This is a genomic window from Bradyrhizobium sp. KZN70725 (genome assembly GCF_055264925.1).
Map to the genome: position 1 here is coordinate 38,754 of NZ_JBUYWT010000038.1, position 20,231 is coordinate 58,984.

A 20,231-nucleotide genomic window follows, 5' to 3' on the forward strand; every position below is an offset into this window, starting at 1 on the left:
TAGTGTTGCGTCTCTGACGCGTGATTCACTCAGTGTCATTCCGGGGCTCGCGAAGCGAGAACCCGGAATCTCGATCCACAACCTCTGGATTCCGGGTTCGCGACTTCGTCGCGCCCCGGAATGACGGAATGGACTGTCAGAGACACAATGCTAGGATTTAGCCATGAACCGCTAGATTGCGCCATGGCCGGCGACAAAATTCTGCGTGAGGGACGAGTTGTGACCGCATCTGCAAATTCGAACGAACATATCCTGACCGGCGAATGCTTCTGCCGCGACGTGCGCTACGAGGTGGCCGACGCGTTTGCCTATGCGCTCAATTGTCACTGCTCGAACTGCCGGCGCACCACGGGATCGGCGTTCAAGCCATTCGCGGGAATCGCGCGCGACAAATTCACCGTGGTCAGCGGCGCTGATGAGCTCCTGATCTATGGCGATGAGCTCACCCACGACGCGCATTGCGGCCGCTGCGGCTCGCTGCTCTATTCGCAGGTCCGCGACGGCGCCTATGTCCATGTCGCGATGGGCACGCTGCTCGATGCGCCGGCGATCCGGCCGACCGCCCACATCTTCGTCGGCTCCAAGGCGCCGTGGTACGCGATAACGGACGATCTGCCGCAATATCAGGAGCACGTGACGCAAGGCGGGGAATAAATCCGCGCGACGTCATCGGCGTGCTGCTTGTGCTCCTTGCCGACCGCCTTGCGCACGGCATCTCATCAGGCGGCGCGGCTAGATCGCGCTCGCGGCGATGTTTACCATCAGGGCGAGCAGCGCGGTGTTGAACACGAACGAGATGATGCCGTGCACGGTCGCGGTGCGGCGGATGATCTTGTCGGTGATGCCGACGTCGGAGACCTGCGCGGTCATGCCGATCACGAACGAGAAGTAGACGAAGTCCCAGTAATCGGCGTCGGCATGTTCCTCGCCGCTCGGAAACTGCAATCCGCCGGGCGTCTTGCCGCGGTAATACTCATGGGCGTAGTGCAGCGCGAACGCGGTGTGCACCAAGGCCCATGACAGCGTGATGGTGACGATTGCCAGCGCCAGTCCCGCCGAGCTGCCCTTCGATGCGCCGAGCTCGAACACGATGGCGGCGAGGCTCGCCAGCGCGCCGAACGCGGTCAGCAGCAGGATCAGGAAACGTCCGTCGTCCTGCAGGATGGCGCTTCGCTTGATATGGGCGACGCCACAGCGCAGCATCATCACATAGGCAAGCACGAGATACAGCGCGGCGAAGGCATCCCAGCCCGCGAGCAGCCGCGTGACGATGCGCGGTGCTCCCGGCACCAGCAGCGCAGCCAGGATACCGAAAGCGATCGAGCCGAAGGTGCGCGGCCGGCCCACGACGACGCGGACCGGCAGCGGCAGCTTGCGGAAGCGAACAAGGCGGTCGTCGATCTCCTTGTTCATTTCGCGCTGTGCTCTCGGCTAGTTCTTGCGCTCGGCGACGAAGCGGGCGGCCGCGCGCAGCACGTCGCCTCGGTCGCCGAACACCGACAGCGCGGCGTCGGCACGCGCGAGGAGATCGCGGACGCGCTGCTTGGCGCCATCGATGCCGAGTTGGGTGACGAAGGTGGTCTTGCCGAGCGCGGCGTCAGCGCCGGCCGGCTTGCCGAGCGCGGCAGCATCGCCCTCGACGTCGAGCAAATCGTCGGCGATCTGGAAGGCTTCACCGAGTGCTTTGCCGTAATCGTCGAGCGCCTGGTACTCCTTTTGCGAGGACTGGCCGAGGATCGCGCCGGCGATGCAGCCGAAGCGGAGCAGCGCGCCGGTCTTCATCTGCTGCAGGCGCGCGACGTCGACCGGCTCGCGGTCGCCGAAGCGGCCTTCGCCGGCGAGGTCGAGGATCTGGCCGCCGGCCATGCCGCCGACGCCGGAGGCGCGCGCCAGCGCGCGGGTCAGGAGCAGGCGGACCTGGGCGTCCTTGTGGATCGCATCACGGGTGATGATGTCGAAGGCGATGGTGAGCAGCGCGTCGCCGGCGAGGATCGCGGTGGCGTCGTCATAGGCCTTGTGCAGGGTCGGGCGGCCGCGGCGCAGATCGGAATTGTCCATCGCCGGCAGGTCGTCGTGGATCAGCGAGTAGCAGTGGATGCATTCCAGCGCGGCGCCGACCAGCAGCGCGGATTCGCGCGGGATGCCGAACACCGCGGCGCTCTCGACCGCGAGGAACGGCCGCAGCCGCTTGCCGCCGCCGAGGCTCGAATAGCGCATCGCCTCGATCAGCCGCTTCGGGCGCACGATTTCGTCGCTTTCGGTCGCGTCGGACAGCAGTTTGGCGAGCAGGGCTTCGGTATCCTCCGCGGTCTGGTCCAGCCGCTTGGAAAACTCTGCAGTACCGGTCGTCATTAAGAATTGCTCCAGATCGATTTTCGGCCGGACAATCGTTGATGGCATCGGCTTCGTCAATTCCCGCCCTGCGACGGAATGCGCCTTAAAAGTGCTGGAAAAACCGTGAATTATCCCGCAGACGTCGACGGCGCCGGCCGTGTTCTGTCTGGCGGGCGGGTCCCAAATCCTTCCTGGAATGGTCCTCCCCGGAAACCCCTGTTTTGCGCATCGTCCGAATTTTATTGCTGCTTTTGCTGGCCCTGCTGTTGCTGCCGTGTCTGGTGGCGCCGTTCTACCGCACCGGCCATCCGGTTTCGGCGCTGATGGCGTGGCGGACCCTGCGCGGGGCCCCGGTGACGCGGCACTGGATCGATTTCGGCGCGATGTCGCCTTATCTGGTGCGGTCCGTGGTCGGCTCGGAGGATGCTCATTTCTGCAAGCATCGGGGCATCGACTGGGGCGCGCTGCGCGAGGTGCTCGACGACGCCGAGGATGGCGAGGTGGCTCGCGGCGGCTCGACCATCACCCAGCAGGTCGCCAAGAACCTGTTCCTGTGGTCCGGCCGCAGCGTGATCCGCAAGGGGCTGGAACTGCCGCTGGCCCTCTGGATCGATCTCGTGCTGCCCAAGCAGCGGATCCTGGAAATCTACCTCAATATCGCGGAAATGGGCCCGTCCGGCCAGTTCGGCGCCGAAGCCGGCGCCCAATATGCCTTCGGCCGGTCCGCCGCTGGGCTGTCAGCCCGCGAGGCCGCGCTTTTGGCCGCGATCCTGCCGAATCCGGTCAAGAGGAGCGCCCGGAACCCCGGCCCGGGGGTCCGCAGGCTGTCCGCCACCTATATGGTCCGGGCCAACTCCGTGACGCGCTGCTGGCGCGAAAATCGCGGCTCCTGAGGCCGATTTCGGACGCTTTTTGCTGTCTCCGGCCCTAGCTTTACGCAGTGCCTTCCTCTATAAGCGCGGCCTTACCGGCATCGCAGCTGGCGCTTTGAAGCGCTGTGCGCTCGTCCCCATTTCGGACGATGCCTCCGCAACACCCCTAGAGGACACCGTCATGGCCGTTCCCAGAAGAAAAACCTCGCCGTCGCGCCGTGGCATGCGCCGTTCGGCCGATGCGATCAAGACCCCGACCTATGTCGAGGACAAGGACTCCGGCGAACTGCGCCGTCCGCACCACCTCGACCTGAAGACCGGCATGTACAAGGGCCGCCAGGTCCTGAAGGCCAAGAAAGAGTCCTGATCGGACATTCGGCCTACGCGCCGCAGCCATGCGGCGCGGCGCCTGAATTCGGTCAACGAGTGCGGCCAAGACGGGCGCGTCCGCGGCGAGGCCAATGAGCATCGCCGCATTGCTGGTTCTCCCTGAATAAGGCGCAAGCCCCGATGGTCGGTTTTCCGCTGCTGCTCGTTCCGCTCGCGGTCTACAACATCATCGCTTTCCTGATGCCCGGCGTGTCGTTCACCGACCCGCTGATCAGGCTGACATTGCTGTCGGGCGAGCAGTGGCAGATCACGCTCAGCGACATGCTGCTCGCCGCCGCCGTGCTGCTGTTGCTGCTCGAGGTCATCAAGGGCGCGCGCCCCGGCGCGAAATATCTCACCGACCATCTGCTGTCGCTGATCGTGTTCGGCGCCGCCGCTGCCGAATTCGTGCTCTGGCCGAAATTCGGCAACTCGACCTATGGCCTGCTCACGCTGCTGGCGCTGGTCGATTTCATTTCCGGAATTGCGCTGCGCACCCGCCGCCGTGCGGTGGTCGCGCCGGCGCCCAGCGCCGGCAGGGCGCACCCTGCGGCAGCTGAGGCACCGCAACCTGCACCCGTAGCGGAGCCGGCACCCCGGCCTGAGCCCGCGCCTGTCGCCGCGCCGGCGCCTGCCGCGCCGCCACCGGCCGCACCGGTCCCCTCGGCGACGTCGGTTGCGGAATCCGTGCTACTCGATCAGTCCACGCCAAAGCCGACGGTGACCTCGCCGGATTTGCAGCCGGGCGGCCATCCGCCGTCGGACGCGCCGCAGCGCTGATATTTTCCTAGATGATCTGCCGGGTCCGCCGCGCCACGCTGCGGCGTTCGTCGACATGCGGGCCGTAAGCGCTCTGCGCGTCGGCCAATGACCCACGCCGCTGCCCGCGCGTCTGCGATTCGTGTGCGGCGGTGGCGATCAGATGAGCCACAAACGACGGATCGGCATGCGGCAGCGGGATCTTGGGCGCCCAATGGATGGTCGCGGCCAGCGGCACCAGCGCCGTGCTGGCCGCCGCAGCATCGCCGGTGCACTCGCCGTCGAGGATTTCCGATTGATCGATATCCGGCATCGTCTGCGACCCGTTGGAGCGTCATAGTTTGGGACGTTGCGGCCCTCCGCAACACCCCTGTGGCAAGGGTCATGCCCGCCGTCCCCAGTTCGTTCCCGGACAGTCGAAAACGTGGTTTCCAGATTATTTATCAACTTCACCTAGCGTTGGATTCGCCGGAACCACTATCTTGAGAGCGTGTAGAATCACCGGGCGCCGTCCCAAATCGAGACATGTTCGATGCCCCCTGTCCCGCCAGCTGCCAGCATCCTCGCCTCGCTCGGCCAAGCGACATTCGCCTGGGACCTCGCGAGCGATGCGATCGCCTGGAGCGACAATGTGGCGGCAGTCTTCCCGGATATCCCGGTCGCGGCGCTGGCGAGCGGTGCCGAGCTTGCAAAGCTGATCGAGCCATCGCGCTCGGTTCGTACTGATGCGCTGGGCCAGTCCGCGCCGGCGCCGGTACGCGGCGGGGAGGGCGTTCCCTACCGGATCGAATATGGCGTGCGGGCCGTCACCTCGGCGCCGGTGATCTGGATCGAGGAGACCGGCTGCTGGTTTGCCGGCGCCGACGGCAGGCCGGCGCGCGTGCAGGGTGTCGTCCGCATCAACAATGAACGGCACGCCCGCGACGAGCAGCTGCTGAAGCTGTCGCGGCACGATCCGCTGACCAACGAGCTCAACCGCACCCATCTGATCGCCTCGCTCGCCGAGACGATGGAGGAGTGCGCGCGCTTCCGCGCCTCCTGCGCCTTCATGCTGATCGGCATCGATCACCTCGCGCGGGTCAACGATGCCTTTGGCTTCGATGTCGCCGACGCCGTCATCGCCGAGGTCGCGAAGCGGATTCGTGCGCGGCTGCGCAGCGGCGACATGCTCGGCCGTTTCACCGGCAACAAGTTCGGCCTGATCCTGCGCAACTGCACCGTCGACGACACCAATGTCGCGGCCGAGCGCTTCCTGGCCGCGGTGCGCGACGAGGTGGTGCCGACCAAGTCCGGCCCGGTATCGGTGACGGTCTCGATCGGCGCCGTCACCATTCCCCGCCATGCGCGGTCGGCGGAGGAGGCGGTCAATCGCGCCCAGGAGACGCTGGACGCGGCCAAGAGCCGCCGCGCCGGATCGTTCGCGCTGTGGAAGCCGAATGTCGAGCGCGACGCCCAGCGCCGCGTCAACATCCGCGTCACCGACGAGATCGTCACCGCGCTGAACGAGCGCCGCATCGTGATCGGCTTCGAGCCCGTGGTCGATGCGCGCCTGCGGCAGCCCGCGTTCTACGAGTGCCTGGTCCGGATGGAGCAGGACGACGGCCGCGCGCTGCTCGCGCCCGATATCGTGCCGGTCGCCGAGCGGCTCGGCCTGATCCGGCTGGTCGATCACCGTGTGCTGGAGCTCGCCATCGCCGAGCTCGCTGCCGCTCCCGGCGTACAGCTCAGCCTCAACATCTCGCCCGACACCACGATGGATCCGGACTGGTGGGCCACCATCGAATCCCTGATGCGCGCGCATCACGGCGTCGGCGAGCGGCTGATCGTCGAGATCACCGAGACGGTGGCGATCCAGGATATCGACGACGTGCGCGGCTTTGTCACGCGCCTGAAGAACTTCGGCAGCCGGATCGCGATCGACGATTTCGGCGCCGGCTACACCTCGTTCCGCAACTTGCGCAAGCTCGGCGTCGACATCGTGAAGATCGACGGCGCCTTCGTGCAGAACATCGTGCGTTCGGCCGACGACCGCGCTTTCGTGCAAACGCTGATCGATCTCGCCCGCCGCCTCGAGATCAGGACGGTCGCCGAATGGGTGCAGGACGAGGAAGCCGCCGTGATGCTGCGCGAATGGGGCTGCGACTTCATCCAGGGCCGCCTGATCGGCCTCGCCTCGCCGGACCGCCCGTGGAACGCGTCGGCGGAGAAGCCCGTGCCCGCCACGGGCTGAAGCGGCCATAGGCCGCTTCACAATATCGGTCGTGATACCCGCGAAAGGGATTGCTCAAAATATGAGCGCGTCCTGCCCAAGGTTTGGCGGGAGTTCATCCAATTAATTGTGCGTCCCCAGACAAGTTTTCCGCCGGAGACCGCCGTTTACTTCTTCGAGGTTTGGACCGTGGCTTGCGCCATGACAACGTCGAAAGAGGATCGAATGGTCACGTTATCTTTTCCGCGCGCGTACAAACTCATGCACATCGCAGCGTTAGGGGCATTGCTCGTTGTGGGCGTCGGTGCTCCAACCGACGCCAGGGCAGCTGCGCCGGCCGCCTGTGCGGAGCTGCAGGCAAAGTATCCGGACTGGAAGGGCAAGACCCTCGTCAACGCAATCAATCCGCATACGCCGGGCTACGAGTCGATCGATCCGAAGGATCCGAGCAAATATGTCGGCTTCGATATCGATCTCGGCGAGCAGATCGGCGAATGCCTCGGCTTCAAGCTGACCTACAAGGCGGTGACCTTCGCCGCACTTCTGACCACGCTGTCCAGTGGTCAGGCCGACATTGTGATCTCCGACATCTACGCCACGGAAGAGCGTGCCAAGGCGGCCGACTTCATCACCTATTCGAAGGTGTTCGACGGCGTATTGGTCGCCAAGGGCAATCCGAAGAAGATCTCCGGCATCAACACCTCGATGTGCGGTGCGGCAGCGGCCGAGAACACAGGCTACGTTGAAGTTCCGCTGATCCAGGCGCTCGTGCCGGAGTGCAAGAAGGAGGGCAAGCCTGAGCCGACCATTCAGCTCTACGACAACAACGCCAACTGCATCCAGGCGATTCTGGCCGGACGCGCCGACACCTATGTCAACGACGTCAACACCGTCGACAATGCGGTGAAGGCCTATCCCGACAAGCTCGAAAAAGCTATCGCGGTGACGATCCCGTACAAGGTCGGCATCGGCGTGCCCAAGGACAAACCGGCCTTCCGCGATGCCGTGAAGGCGGCGCTGACCGAGATCTACAAATCGGGCGATCAGCTCGCGTTGCTGAAGAAGTGGAATCTCGATCCGGAGAACCTGATCGAGCCCGGTCTGCTGACGGTCAAGTAGGCCCCAGCACCGGCAAAAGGACGACATGCTCCATGGAGCTGTTCCTCCACTATTTGACCATGCCGTATATGATCGAGGGCATTCAGGCGACCTTGCAGGTCACCGCCCTCGGTCTGCTCGGCGGCCTGATCCTCGGTGTGATCCTGGCGTGGATGCAACTCAGCCGCTTCAGGGCGCTGGCGTCCTTCGCCCGGGTCTACACCGTGATCTTTCGCGGCACGCCGCTGATCCTGCAGATGGTGTTCGCCTATAATGCCCTGCCGCAGATCGGCATCAAGCTACCGGCCATTCTCGCCGCCGGCCTCGCGCTGGCCTGCAACGAAGCTCCGTTCATCGCCGAGATGCTGCGCTCCGGCGTGCTCGGCGTCGATCGCGGCCAGGTGCTGGCCGGGCAGGCGCTCGGCATGACGCCCGGCGTCCTGATGCGCCGGATCATCGCCCCGCAGGCGATCCGCTCGATGATCCCCGCCTTCGGCAACGAGACCGTCAGCGCGCTGAAGAATTCCTCGCTGGCGTCGGTGATCGCCGTGCAGGAGCTGACGTTGCGTTCGACCCAGATGGCGTCGGCAACTTTCGATTTCTTCTCGATCTTCTTCGCCTCGGGCCTGATCTATCTGTTCCTTACCGCGGCGATCGCCGGCATCCAGCTGTTCCTCGAATGGCTGTTCGATCTCGACCGCGCATCGAAGCAGATCAAGCTGATGCGGATGATGCCGGGGTATCGCGCGCAGGGACTCGATGATCCGCTGATTGCGGCCGAGGACGCGCCGCCCGAGATCTTGCCCGATGCCGGTGTCGCCGAATTGCCGCCGCCGCGGGCGCAGACCGAGCGTGTCGATCGCGCCAAACGCAACGAGATCCTTAAGCGGAACAATGTGGCGGTCGATGTTGCCGCATTGCGCAAAAGCTATGACAAGCAAATGGTGCTCGCCGGCGTCGATCTCACGGTGCGGATCGGCGAGGTGGTCGCCCTGCTCGGGCCGTCCGGCTCCGGCAAGAGCACGCTGCTCCGCTGTATCAACAATCTCGAACTCTGGAACGACGGCAGCATCAAGGTCGGCGGTCGCCGGCTCGGCTTCAGCGATAGCGGCAAGGCGCTGTCGCCGCGACTGTTGGCGCAGGCGCGCGCCGAGGTCGGTGTCGGTATGGTGTTCCAGCAGTTCAACCTGTTCGGTCACCTCACCGCGAAGGAGAACATCGCCGGGCCGCTGCGCTGGGTGCATGGTGTGTCGCGCATCGATGCGGATCGCCGGGCGACCGAACTGCTTGGGCGCGTCGGCCTCAGCCACCGCGCCGATGCGTTGCCGCGGCATCTCTCCGGTGGCCAGCAGCAGCGCGTCGCCATCGCCCGTGCGATCGCGCCGAATCCCAGCGTGCTGTTGCTGGATGAGCCGACCTCCGCGCTCGATCCCGAACTCGTCAATGAGGTCCTTGAAGTGATCCGTCGCCTCGCGGTGGAAGACGGCCTCACCATGATCATCTCAACCCATCAACTGCGCTTCGCCAGTGAAGTCGCTGATCGCGTGGTGCTGCTGGCGGATGGCGCGATCGTCGAGGAAGGCCCGGCCGACGAGGTGCTGAGCAATCCGCGCAATCCGGTCGCGCAGCGTTTCCTCAATGCCATGGAGGCCGAGGTCGCATGAATAGAACCCGTTCCGTTTCCATCCGCGTGAGGACCCCTGCGTGAAACATCATCTGCTGCCGGTATCTGCGAAGACTGTGCATTGGGGCTATTTCAGCAAGGTCGTGGCGCCGGCATTGACGCTGAAGTCCGGCGACCGCGCGACCATCGAGACGCTGACGCATCACGCCAATGACGATTACGAGCGCATGATCGAGGGCGATCCGGGTGCCGAGAGCGTATTCAAATGGACGCGCGAGCACAAGGCGGTGGTGCGGCGTGGTTCGGGGCCCATCGAAGGGCCGTTCATCCGCGGCTCCGGCGAAGGCGTCGGCGTGCACCTGCTCACCGGTCCGGTGGCGATCGAAGGCGCCGAGCCGGGCGACGTGCTGGAGGTTCGCATTCTCGACGTGCGACCGAGGCCGGCCTGCAACGCCTGCCATGCCGGCAAATGCTTCGGCTCCAACGTCGCGGCCAATTGGGGCTTTCACTATCACGACCTGATCGAAGAGCCGAAGCCGCGCGAGGTGGTGACGATCTTCGAGCTCGACGCGTCGGGTGAGCCCTTCGCCAAAGCGGTCTACAATTATGTCTGGACGCCGCAGACCGATCCTGATGGCATCGTGCACCCGACCATCGATTATCCCGGCGTCCGCGTCGATCACGCCACCGTCGTCAAGCGTGAGAATGTTCTGAGCAATGTCCGTGTGCCCGCGCGGCTGCATTTTGGCACCATGGGCCTCGCGCCGTCGGAGCAGGATTTCGTCTCCTCGATCCCGCCGAGCTATACCGGCGGCAACATCGACGACTGGCGCGTCGGCAAGGGGGCCAAGATGTTCTATCCGGTTGCGGTGCCCGGTGCGTTCTTTTCGGTCGGTGATCCGCATGCCGCGCAGGGCGACAGCGAGCTCGGCGGCACGGCGATCGAGACCTCGCTCACCGGCGATTTCGAATTCATCCTGCACAAGCATCGCGATCTCGGCGGCACACAGCTCGAAGGCCTGACGCATCCGATGCTGGAAACCCCCGACGCCTGGTCGGTCTACGGCTTCACCTACCCGAACTATCTCGCCGAGCTCGGCGCCAATGCGCAGCTCGAAATCGCCAATCACTCCAGCCTCGACCGCGCCATGCGCGACGCCTTTCGCAAGATGCGGCGCTTCCTGATGACGGTGCACAAGCTCAGCGAGGACGAGGCGATCTCGCTTATGTCGGTGGGGGCAGATTTTGGCGTGACGCAGGTGGTCGACGCCAATTGGGGCGTGCACGGGACCATCCGCAAGAACGTGTTCCGGTGTGACTGATCACGCGCCGGCCACCGAGCAGGACGTGTCATCCTTGGGGATGGCACGGAGATTGCTTCGCTTCGGCCATAAAGGTCGATGCATGAGGTTGCGTCCGTTCACGAGTGAATCCTACTCCGAAGGCGACCGCCCCGAGGCGTGGCGGGACGTCCTGGCGTCGGTCGGCTTGCAGCCCACGGTCGCCACGAGCACCCATGCCGGCCATGCCATCGCGGTGCGGCGCAGCTTTCAGGGCGTGACGCTGGCCAGGCTTTCGGCAGGGCCACAATCGGTGTCGCCGCGCACGGATGCTGTGGCCGATCATCCGCTGGTGCTGCTGCCGCTCGAAGACGGGGTGGCGCTGAAGACGACCACCGGTTATCAGATCGTTGCTGCGCGGCATCTTCTCTTGCTGCCACGCGCAGGGGACTGGAGCGTGTCGTTCCAGCGCGAGATGCGCGCGGTAGTGCTGTCGGTGACGTCCGAACCGGCACATCGCCATCGCGCCACGTTGCAAGGCGGCGAGGTGCGGGTGCTCCAGCCCGGCGGCTTTGGCAGCGTATTCGCGCAGATGATGGAGCTCGCCGCGCGCGATCTCGACGCGCTGTCCGATGTCGAATGGACGGCGCTGGCGCGAAGTCTCGCCGATCTGCTGCCGACCTTCATGCGTCAGCACGGCGAGACGGCGGGCGATCGCGGCGGCGGCGCTTCCAAGGCAGCGACGCTGCATCGCCTGTGCCAGACCGTCGAACGCAGCCTCGAGGAACCCGATCTGACGCCGGTCAAAATCGCCAGTGCCGAGGGCATTTCTGAACGCTATCTGCAAAAGCTGTTCGAGGGGGCCGGCACCAGTTTCACGCATTACCTGCGCGAACGTCGGCTGCAGCGCACCTGGGCCGATCTGTCGAATCCCGCCGAGGCGCATCGTTCGATTTCCGAGATCGCGTTCCGCGTCGGCTTCAACGACTCTGCCCATTTCAGCCGCGCGTTTCGCCAGCGCTTCGGTCTGTCGCCGCGCGAATTCCGCCAGCATGAAGCCGAGCGGCAGACCGCATCCGCGGCCACGGTGCAACGTGGCTGGCCTCAACAGGCGCTGGCGCAGCTGTGCAGCCGGCGCGCAGCGCTGGCGCGCAGGACGGCTGCGCCGTTCAACGCGCACGACGTGGAGATCGCGGACGCGCCGCGCCATCACCATCTCGCCGCGGATGCCTCGCGCGTGCATTGGGGCTATTTCAGCCATTCGTTGCCGCCGCAGGTCGAGATCGGCTCCGGCGACACCATCACCATTGAGACGCTGACCCAGCACGCCTCCGACGATCCCGAGCGCATGATCAAGGGTGATCCAGGCGCGGAGAGCGTGTTCCACTGGACGCGCGATCGGAAGAACGTCGATCGCCGCGGCGCCGGCCCGCTCGATGCCTCGATCTACGGCCGCGGCGCCGGCGAGGGATTCGGCGTTCACATTTGCACCGGGCCGGTGGCCGTGAAGGATGCGGAGCCAGGGGACGTACTGGAAATCCGCATCCTCGACATCGCGCCGCGCGCGAGCCGCAATCCGGACTTCGAGGGCCGCGTGTTCGGCAGCAGCGTCGCGGCCTGGTGGGGCTATCACTACAAGGAGTTCCTTGCCGAGCAGAACGCCCATGAGGCGGTGACGATCTACGAGATCGTCGACGACGATGACGCGCCGCATGCCCGTGCGCTGTATTCCTATCGCTGGGAGCCGCAGACCGATCCGTTCGGGACGCTGCACAAGACTTACGACTATCCGGGCATTCCGATCCCGCCGTCATCGGTGCGGCGCCGCCACGACGTGCTCGACGGCATCCGCATTCCGCTGCGCCCGCATTTCGGAGTCATCGCGCTTGCGCCACGCGAGGCCGAGCTTGTCGATTCCGTCCCGCCCGCATATTTCGGCGGCAATCTCGACAATTGGCGGCTCGGCAAGGGCTCGGCGGTCTATCTGCCGGTGTCGGTGCCGGGGGCGCTATTGTCAGTCGGCGATCCCCATGCTGCGCAGGGCGACGGCGAACTCGGCGGCACCGCCATCGAATGTTCGATGACCGGCACGTTCCAGGTCATCCTGCATAAGAAGAACGAGCTTACCAATCAGCCCTTCGCCGATCTTACCTATCCGCTGATCGAGACTGAAGCCGACTGGGTGCTGATGGGCTTCAGTCATCCCAACTATCTCGCCGAATTCGGCGCCAAGGGGCAGAGCGAGGTCTACGCGACCTCGTCGCTCGATCTCGCGATGAAGGATGCGTTCCGCAAGATGCGGCGCTTCCTGATGAACATCAAAGGCCTCACCGAGGACGAGGCGATCGCGCTGATGTCGGTGGCGGTGGATTTCGGCGTGACGCAGGTGGTGGACGGCAATTGGGGCGTCCATGCCATTCTCAGCAAGCGCGTCTTCGATCACGCGCCGCAAAACTAGTGTGCTGAATGCGAAGTTCGTGCGATTTCGCGGCAGCCACTTTCACGAACTTCGCATTCATAAAGCACACTAGAATCATAAGTTTGCTAGTGTCCTTATCGAATCCGAAGTTCGCTCCGAAGGTGCGGCAAATGATGCGAACTTCGGATTCGGGACACTAGAGCGTGAAAGATCATGCTCGAACAAAGACATGAGATCATGATGCGATGCCGTAGACGCGCATCATGATCCATCAAAGAGCAGGCGAGGAGACGCCGTTGCAGTTTCACATGATATCCGGCGGCCCGAAGCCGGTCGCGCCGTTCAGCCACGCGGTCGAGACGGATGGTTTCGTTTTCGTCACCGGCCAGATGCCGGATACGCCGGCCGCACCCGGCCTATTGCCCGAGGGCATCGTGGCGCAGACCCGCGCGGTGATGGAGAATCTGCGCGTGGTGCTTGCGGGCCTCGATCTCGGCCTCGAGCATATCGTGATGTCGCGCATCTATCTGACGCGCTTCAAGGAAGATTATGCGGCGATGAACGAGACCTATCGCCGCTATTTCCCGTCCGACCGCCTGCCGGCCCGCACCTGCGTCGGCGTCACCGGTCTCGCCTATGATGCGTTGATCGAAATCGATCTCGTCTGCCGCCGGCCTGCATAGACGCGCCCGCGAGGGTATGCTCGACCAGACGGAGACCGCCCGACGTCGGCGAGAGCCGCCGTCAGGACTTCAGAAGTGATGGCGGCCGGAGGTCCGGCCGGGCCGGCAGCGGACCTGAACGAGACCTACTCGTCCTTCTTCGTCGGCTGCGACATGCGCTCGAGGCGTTCCTGCATGTCCTTCATCTGGCGGCGAAGATCGTCGATGTTGCCGTCATCGGGCGTGGGCTCCGGCGCCTTGTCGGCCTCGCCGCCACCGCGTTGCGGCACGAACGGCTTGAACATCGAGAAGGTCTGCTGGAACAGCTCCATGTTGCGGCGGACCTGTTCTTCCAGCGGCGCAAACGGTGTCCCGCTCAGCGCGCCCGCGATCTGCTTGCGGAATTTTTCCTGTTCCTTGGTCAGCGTCTCGATCGACTGTTCGAGATATTTCGGCACCACCATCTGCATACTGTCGCCGTAGAAGCGGATCAGCTGGCGCAGGAAAGTGGTCGGCAGCAGGTTCTGCCCGGCCTTGTTTTCCTGCTCGAAGATGATTTGCGCGAGCACGGAGCGGGTAATGTCGTCGCCGGTCTTGGCGTCATAGACGAGGAAATCTTCGCCTTCCTTCACCATCGCCGCGAGATCCTCGAGCGTGACATAGGTGCTCGTCCCGGTATTATAGAGCCGCCGGTTCGCGTATTTCTTGATCGTGGTCGGTTGTTCAGATTTTGCCATGGGCTCTCACTTCAACACCGAAGAACCTGGAACCCTACGGCATCGCCGCAGGGCAAAATGCAACGCATCGCAGCAAAGGTAAGCATTTTCAAAGCGGTTCGGCTACAGTTTTGTGCTGTGCGGTTAATTCCAAAGCATAGGATTTGCTCAGGAAAGTGCCAAGGGCGTCATTTTGAGTGCGTCGCGGCGCGATTTGCCCGACAGTGCGATTGACATGTCTCAACGAGGTTTACAGGATAGCCGTCAAGAGACAGGCCCGCCAAATCGGCCGCCCGCCGTCGAGAAACCCAGCTACAACCCATAGGAGATGTCCATGTCAGACGATGTCGTCATCGTCAGCGCCGCCCGCACCCCCGTCGGTAGCTTCAACGGCGCTTTCGCCACCACGCCGGCCCATGACCTCGGGGCCATCGCCATCAAGGCGGCGCTGGAGCGTGCCGGCGTCGAGGGCGGTCAGGTCTCCGAAGTCATCATGGGCCAGATCCTCACCGCCGCGCAGGGCCAGAACCCGGCCCGCCAGGCCTCGATCGCGGCCGGCATCCCGGTGGAAAGCCCGGCCTGGGGCGTCAACCAGCTCTGCGGCTCGGGCCTGCGCACTGTGGCGCTCGGCTACCAGGCGCTGCTCAACGGTGATTCCTCGATCGTCGTCGCGGGTGGCCAGGAATCCATGAGCATGGCCCCGCACGCGCAATATCTGCGTGGCGGCGTCAAGATGGGCGGGCTCGAGCTGATCGACACCATGATCAAGGACGGGCTGTGGGATGCCTTCAACGGCTACCACATGGGCAACACCGCCGAGAACGTCGCCAAGCAGTACCAGATCACCCGGTCGCAGCAGGACGAGTTCGCGGTCAGTTCGCAGAACAAGGCCGAGGCGGCGCAGAAGGCCGGCAAGTTCAAGGACGAGATCGTCCCGGTCACCATCAAGTCCCGCAAGGGCGATATCGTGGTCGACACCGACGAGTATCCGCGCCACGGCGCCACGCTCGACGCGATGGCCAAGCTCCGCGCGGCTTTCGAGAAGGACGGCACCGTGACCGCCGGCAACGCCTCGGGCATCAATGACGGCGCCGCCGCCGTCGTGCTGATGACCGCCAAGGAAGCCGCCAAGCAGGGCAAGAAGGTGCTGGCCCGCATCGTGTCGTGGGGCCAGGCCGGCGTCGACCCCAAGATCATGGGCACCGGCCCGATCCCCGCCTCGCGCGCCGCGCTGAAGAAGGCCGGCTGGAACATCGCCGACCTCGATCTGATCGAGGCCAACGAGGCGTTCGCGGCGCAGGCTTGCGCGGTGAACAAGGACCTCGGCTGGGATCCGGCCAAGGTCAACGTCAATGGCGGCGCGATCGCGATCGGCCATCCGGTCGGCGCGTCGGGTGCGCGCGTGCTGGTGACGCTGCTGCACGAGATGCAGAAGCGCGATGCCAAGAAGGGCCTCGCGACGCTGTGCATCGGCGGCGGCATGGGCATCGCTATGTGCGTTGCACGCGACTGAACAAAAGGCAGCGAGGCCGGTTAGGTGATGAAAAGATCATCTGTCAACCGCGAAGCGAGCTGATAAATAAGATGCCCGGCTTTGCGCCGGGCATTTTTGTTTCGAGGGGTTGTGAGTGCGTAGGCCGGAGTTATCCGGTCATAAAAGACGGCCAAGGAGGAAACGGACATGGCACGTGTTGCATTGGTGACGGGCGGAACGCGCGGTATTGGAGCTGCGATCAGCAAGGCGCTGAAAGCGGCGGGCTACAAGGTGGCGGCGAGCTACGCCGGCAATGACGCCGCGGCGGAGAAGTTCAAGGCGGAGAGCGGGATTCCGGTCTACAAGTGGGACGTCGCCTCGTTCGACGCCTGCGCGGCTGGCGTCAAGCAGGTCGAGGCCGATCTCGGCCCGGTCGACGTGCTCGTCAACAATGCCGGCATCACCAAGGATACCGCGTTCCACAAGATGACGGTCGAGCAGTGGAATGCCGTGATCAACACCAACCTCGGCTCGCTGTTCAACATGACGCGCCAGGTGATCGAGGGCATGCGCGCCCGCAAGTTCGGCCGTGTCATCTCGATCTCTTCCATCAACGGCCAGAAAGGCCAGTTCGGCCAGGTCAACTACTCCGCGGCCAAGGCCGGCGACATCGGCTTCACCAAGGCCTTGGCGCTGGAGAACGCCAAGGGCGGCATCACCGTGAACGTGATCTGCCCCGGCTATATCAACACCGAGATGGTGCAGGCGGTGCCGAAGGACGTGCTCGAGAAGAACGTGATCCCGCAGATTCCGGTCGCCCGGCTCGGCGAACCCGAAGAGATCGCGCGGGCCGTGGTGTTCCTCGCCGCCGACGATGCCGGTTTCATCACCGGCTCGACGCTGACGGTGAACGGCGGCCAGTATCACGCCTGACGCGAGTAGCGTCGTCGCATCGCAGGCGCGCACAATCAAGTAGCGAATGCCCGGCCTTGTGCCGGGCATTTTCGTCTTTACAACGCGCCACACGCGAAGGAAGACGTGGCCGGCCGGGACATCGGCGAGCGGCTTCAGACCGCCATCCTTTGGATAGTCATGCCCGGCCACGACGGATTGAATTGAGATGACGACCCGAACTGCCACCCTTGTCGGACTGACCGCCATCCTGATGTGGTCGCTGCTGTCGGTCATGACGGTCGCGACCGGGACGATCCCGGCGTTCCAGCTCGCGGCCATGACCTTTGCGATCGGCGCCGCGGTGGCGTTCGCGAGCTTCCTGTTGCGTCCATCAGCCTTCGGCGCGTTGAAGCAACCGCTCGTCGCCTGGGTCGTCGGCGTCGGCGGGCTGTTCGGCTATCACGCGCTGTATTTCCTGGCGCTGCGCTTCGCCCCGCCGGCCGAGGCCGGGCTGCTCAATTATCTCTGGCCGCTGTTGATCGTGCTGTTCTCGTCGCTGCTGCCGGGCGAGCGGCTTGCGGTGCATCACATCGTCGGCGCGCTGCTCGGGCTCGCCGGCACCGTGCTGCTGTTCGCCGGCAACACCGGCGCCTTCACAAAAGAGCAGATTCCAGGCTTCGCGGCCGCCTTTGTCGCGGCGTTCGTCTGGGCGTCCTATTCGGTGATGTCGCGCCGGCTCAAGGCGGTGCCGACCGATGCGGTGGCCGGCTTCTGCCTCGCGACCGCCGTGCTTGCGGCGCTGGTGCACATGATGGTGGAGACGACGGTGTGGCCCGCGACGCCGCTGCAGTGGCTTGCCGTCGTCGCGCTCGGCATCGGTCCGGTGGGGGCCGCGTTCTTCGCCTGGGATATCGGCATGAAGCGCGGCGACATCCGCGTGCTCGGTGCCGCCTCCTATGCCACGCCGCTGCTCTCGACCGCGTTCCTGATAGCAGCGGGGTTTGCCAAGCCGAGTGCCAATATCGCGATCGCCGCGATCCTGATCGCCGGCGGCGGGCTGATCGCGGCAAAGGACATGGTGCTGAGAAAAAGAACGTAGGATGGGGAGAGCGAAGCGAAACCCATCATCCCGCAGAGTAGATAGGAATTGATGGGTTTCGCTGCGCTCTACCCATCCTACGAAGAGGGTTGTTGCTACTGTTTCACCGTCACCCTGAGGAGGCCGCAACGCGGCCGTCTCGAAGGGTCGACGGCCCCGTCTGTGGCCGATTCATCCTTCGAGGCTCGCCCAGCGGCGCAATTGCGCCGCAAGGCTCGCACCTCCAGCGACAAAGGCGAAGCCTTTGCGCGGGGATGACGGGAAAAAGCTCTTAAGAAGCGGGCTCCCAGCCCTTTGGCGCCAGCTCGAACTTCGCGAACTCGAATCCCGGCGCGACGGTGCAGCCGACCAGCGTCCAGTCGCCGTTGCTTTCGGCGGCCTGCCAGGCGTGCGCCGGCACGATTGCCTGTGGCTGCTCGCCGCGCGCCACATCCGGCCCGAGCGTGATCGAATGTGGGCCGCCGTCCTGCGCGATCCGCAATGTCAGCGGCGCGCCGGCGTAATAGTGCCACATCTCGACGGCGTCGATGCGGTGCCAATGCGAGCGCTCGCCGCGCGCCAGCAGGAAGTAGATCGCGGTCGAATGCGCACGGCCATTGGCGTCGCCGCGCGCGTCGCGAAACGTCTCGCGATAGTGCCCGCCTTCGGGATGCGGCTGCAGCGCGAGCCGCGCGATGATGTCGGCCGCCGAGAGGTCGGCCATCACGACTTGTTCTTGCGCTCGCGGAGCTCGCCGAACACCAGCGCCGGGTCGGCGCCCTTCATGTGCAGCTTTGCCGCCACCGCCGGCTCGTCGGCGCGCAGGAACACGTTGGCCTTCTTCTCGTCGCCGAGCAGCACCGGGATCGTCGGCTTGTTCTCGGCGCGCAGCTTTGTGACCTCTTCGGCCCGCTTCTGCAGGGCCGGATTGTCGGGCTCTATGGTGAGCGCGAATTTCACATTCGCAGCGGTATATTCATGGCCGCAATAGAGACGGAAATCGTCCGGCAGCGAGCGCAGCTTCAGCAGCGAATCCCACATCATGGGGTAGGTGCCCTCGAACACCCGGCCGCAGCCGATCGAGAACAGCGTATCGGCGGCAAACACCGCCTTCTCGCCGTCGAACACATAGGAGATGTGATCGAGCGTATGGCCGGGCGTCTCGACCACGCGTGCGAGCAGGCTGCCGACCTTGATGACATCGGCATTGGCGGCGCGCAGATCGACATTGGCGATCTTGGCCGACTGGTCGTGCGGGGCGACGACGCGGCAGCCATATTTCTGCTTCAGCTCGGCGACGCCGCCGACATGGTCGCCGTGGTGATGGGTGATCAGGATATCCGTCAGCGTCCAGCCTTCGCGCTCCAGCGCCTTGATGATCGGGCCGGCTTCCGGCGCGTCGATCGACGCGGTCGCCTTGGTCGCGGGATCGTGGATCAAATACCCGAAATTGTCGGTGAGGCAGCTGAAGGTGCGAATTTCGGCGGTCATGATATCTCCACGAACAAACGGGACGGACATTTTCAAAGCATGATGTATTCGAAAGACCGGTATCGACTTTCCCGGGTCATGCTTTTAACGCGCCCAATATAGGGGTGAAATATGGCGTTAACGCTCCGGCGGCAATGCAATTTTCGGCGCACCCGGGCAGCAGGGGGCGTGTTAGGCTAAACACCATGGACGTCATCGACCTGCGCGACTTCTATTCGCAGCGCCTCGGCATCGTGGCGCGGCAGCTGATCAACCGGGGTATCCGCGCGCGGTGGCCGAACGCGGAAGGCCAGCGCGTGCTCGGCCTCGGCTATCCGACCCCCTATCTCGGCCTGTTCCGTGAGTCCTGCGAGCGCTGCATCGCCTTCATGCCGGCGGCCCAGGGCGTGCTGAAATGGCCGACCGGCCGGCCGGCGCTGGCCACCTTGATCGACGAATTCTCGATGCCGCTGCCGGATGCCGCGGTCGACCGCGTGCTGCTGGTGCACGCGCTGGAGATGTCCGATGACCCGGAGCGGTTGCTGCGCGAGGTGTGGCGGGTGCTCTCGCCGTCGGGGCGGCTCATCGCGATCATCCCGAACCGCCGCGGCGTCTGGACGCGCACCGACGCCACGCCGTTCGGCCATGGCCGGCCCTATTCGCGGGCGCAGATCACGCAGCTGTTGCGGCAGACCTGGTTCACGCCGTCGTCGTGGGGCGAGGCGTTGTTCATGCCGCCGGTGCAGGGCAGCTGGTTCCTGCGCTCGGCGATGGCGTGGGAGCGGGTCGGCGCGGCGCTGTCGATGCCGTTCGCCGGCGTGCATATCGTGGAGGCGACCAAGCAGGTCTATCGGGCGATTCCCGCGCGTCGCGAGCGCACGCAGCTGATCCCGTCATTGCGTCCGGTGCTGGTGCCGTCCTCGACGGCGACGCGCAAATCGACTCACGCAGAGTCGTAACACGACCCGAGGCG

Annotated in this window: 20 protein-coding genes; 14 read left to right on the forward strand and 6 right to left on the reverse strand. The window is 64.8% G+C overall.

The features are described from left to right. The first annotated feature begins 219 nt into the window (after positions 1–219). Complete coding sequence (locus ACZBJS_RS29135) at positions 220–654, forward strand: GFA family protein (RefSeq protein ID WP_253588279.1); 435 nt, start codon at positions 220–222, stop codon at positions 652–654. Between the two features lie 78 nt (positions 655–732). Here the strand turns inward: ACZBJS_RS29135 and ACZBJS_RS29140 are convergent, their stop codons facing one another. Together ACZBJS_RS29140 and ACZBJS_RS29145 are read right to left on the reverse strand one after the other, a co-directional pair. After that, the gene (locus ACZBJS_RS29140; protein WP_316398852.1) at positions 733–1,413 is read right to left on the reverse strand and encodes a DUF1345 domain-containing protein; all 681 of its coding nucleotides are present in this window, start codon (positions 1,411–1,413) and stop codon (positions 733–735) included. A gap of 18 nt (positions 1,414–1,431) precedes the next feature. Next, a complete protein-coding gene (locus tag ACZBJS_RS29145) occupies positions 1,432–2,352 on the reverse strand; it encodes a polyprenyl synthetase family protein (protein WP_076824685.1) in 921 nt (306 codons plus the stop codon). 203 nt (positions 2,353–2,555) lie between these two features. Here ACZBJS_RS29145 and mtgA point away from each other — a divergent pair, with 203 nt between their 5' ends. From mtgA to ACZBJS_RS29160, 3 genes are all read left to right on the forward strand, one after another. Next, positions 2,556–3,227 carry a monofunctional biosynthetic peptidoglycan transglycosylase gene (mtgA, locus tag ACZBJS_RS29150; RefSeq protein ID WP_316398856.1) on the forward strand — a complete coding sequence of 224 codons (672 nt, stop codon included), beginning with the start codon at positions 2,556–2,558 and terminating at the stop codon, positions 3,225–3,227. Positions 3,228–3,387: 160 nt separating this feature from the next. Beyond that, on the forward strand, positions 3,388–3,573 hold the full coding sequence (rpmF, locus tag ACZBJS_RS29155) for a 50S ribosomal protein L32 (protein WP_021077536.1): 186 nt from the start codon (positions 3,388–3,390) through the stop codon (positions 3,571–3,573). 143 nt (positions 3,574–3,716) lie between these two features. Then, on the forward strand, positions 3,717–4,355 hold the full coding sequence (locus tag ACZBJS_RS29160) for a hypothetical protein (RefSeq protein ID WP_463439614.1): 639 nt from the start codon (positions 3,717–3,719) through the stop codon (positions 4,353–4,355). A 7-nt stretch (positions 4,356–4,362) separates the two neighbouring features. Here ACZBJS_RS29160 and ACZBJS_RS29165 read toward each other — a convergent pair whose 3' ends face one another. Next, positions 4,363–4,647: a hypothetical protein gene (locus ACZBJS_RS29165; RefSeq protein WP_463439615.1), complete on the reverse strand. Its 285-nt coding sequence runs from the start codon at positions 4,645–4,647 to the stop codon at positions 4,363–4,365. A 219-nt stretch (positions 4,648–4,866) separates the two neighbouring features. Between ACZBJS_RS29165 and ACZBJS_RS29170 the strand changes: the two genes are divergently transcribed. The 6 genes from ACZBJS_RS29170 to ACZBJS_RS29195 all read left to right on the forward strand — a co-directional run bounded on the left by ACZBJS_RS29170 (position 4,867) and on the right by ACZBJS_RS29195 (position 13,647). Next, positions 4,867–6,564, forward strand: a complete 1,698-nt coding sequence (locus tag ACZBJS_RS29170; protein ID WP_463439616.1) for an EAL domain-containing protein — start codon at positions 4,867–4,869, stop codon at positions 6,562–6,564. Positions 6,565–6,768: 204 nt separating this feature from the next. Further along, positions 6,769–7,662: an ABC transporter substrate-binding protein gene (locus ACZBJS_RS29175; protein WP_076824695.1), complete on the forward strand. Its 894-nt coding sequence runs from the start codon at positions 6,769–6,771 to the stop codon at positions 7,660–7,662. Positions 7,663–7,694: 32 nt separating this feature from the next. Next, positions 7,695–9,305, forward strand: coding sequence for an amino acid ABC transporter permease/ATP-binding protein (locus ACZBJS_RS29180; RefSeq protein WP_057015577.1), 1,611 nt, complete (start codon positions 7,695–7,697; stop codon positions 9,303–9,305). 40 nt (positions 9,306–9,345) lie between these two features. Continuing rightward, positions 9,346–10,587, forward strand: coding sequence for an acetamidase/formamidase family protein (locus ACZBJS_RS29185; protein ID WP_316398854.1), 1,242 nt, complete (start codon positions 9,346–9,348; stop codon positions 10,585–10,587). 82 nt (positions 10,588–10,669) lie between these two features. After that, the gene (locus tag ACZBJS_RS29190; protein ID WP_316398855.1) at positions 10,670–13,003 is read left to right on the forward strand and encodes an acetamidase/formamidase family protein; all 2,334 of its coding nucleotides are present in this window, start codon (positions 10,670–10,672) and stop codon (positions 13,001–13,003) included. Between the two features lie 257 nt (positions 13,004–13,260). After that, on the forward strand, positions 13,261–13,647 hold the full coding sequence (locus ACZBJS_RS29195) for a RidA family protein (protein ID WP_076824761.1): 387 nt from the start codon (positions 13,261–13,263) through the stop codon (positions 13,645–13,647). Positions 13,648–13,772: 125 nt separating this feature from the next. On the opposite strand, the gene phaR is transcribed toward ACZBJS_RS29195, so the two are convergent. Beyond that, positions 13,773–14,363 carry a polyhydroxyalkanoate synthesis repressor PhaR gene (phaR, locus tag ACZBJS_RS29200; protein ID WP_057015574.1) on the reverse strand — a complete coding sequence of 197 codons (591 nt, stop codon included), beginning with the start codon at positions 14,361–14,363 and terminating at the stop codon, positions 13,773–13,775. A gap of 313 nt (positions 14,364–14,676) precedes the next feature. On the opposite strand from phaR, the gene ACZBJS_RS29205 reads away from it, so the two are divergent. The 3 genes from ACZBJS_RS29205 to yddG all read left to right on the forward strand — a co-directional run bounded on the left by ACZBJS_RS29205 (position 14,677) and on the right by yddG (position 17,809). Further along, positions 14,677–15,855: an acetyl-CoA C-acetyltransferase gene (locus ACZBJS_RS29205; protein ID WP_057015573.1), complete on the forward strand. Its 1,179-nt coding sequence runs from the start codon at positions 14,677–14,679 to the stop codon at positions 15,853–15,855. A 168-nt stretch (positions 15,856–16,023) separates the two neighbouring features. After that, complete coding sequence (phbB, locus tag ACZBJS_RS29210) at positions 16,024–16,749, forward strand: acetoacetyl-CoA reductase (RefSeq protein WP_016841131.1); 726 nt, start codon at positions 16,024–16,026, stop codon at positions 16,747–16,749. A gap of 187 nt (positions 16,750–16,936) precedes the next feature. After that, complete coding sequence (gene yddG / locus ACZBJS_RS29215; protein ID WP_057015572.1) at positions 16,937–17,809, forward strand: aromatic amino acid exporter YddG; 873 nt, start codon at positions 16,937–16,939, stop codon at positions 17,807–17,809. 271 nt (positions 17,810–18,080) lie between these two features. Here the strand turns inward: yddG and ACZBJS_RS29220 are convergent, their stop codons facing one another. Continuing rightward, positions 18,081–18,512: a cupin domain-containing protein gene (locus ACZBJS_RS29220; protein WP_253638096.1), complete on the reverse strand. Its 432-nt coding sequence runs from the start codon at positions 18,510–18,512 to the stop codon at positions 18,081–18,083. After that, a complete protein-coding gene (gene gloB / locus ACZBJS_RS29225) occupies positions 18,512–19,279 on the reverse strand; it encodes a hydroxyacylglutathione hydrolase (protein ID WP_092083095.1) in 768 nt (255 codons plus the stop codon). The genes ACZBJS_RS29220 and gloB overlap by 1 nt, the downstream gene beginning before the upstream one ends. Before the next feature lie 185 nt (positions 19,280–19,464). On the opposite strand from gloB, the gene ACZBJS_RS29230 reads away from it, so the two are divergent. Next, positions 19,465–20,217, forward strand: coding sequence for a class I SAM-dependent methyltransferase (locus ACZBJS_RS29230; RefSeq protein ID WP_028343579.1), 753 nt, complete (start codon positions 19,465–19,467; stop codon positions 20,215–20,217). The last annotated feature ends 14 nt before the right edge of the window (positions 20,218–20,231 follow it).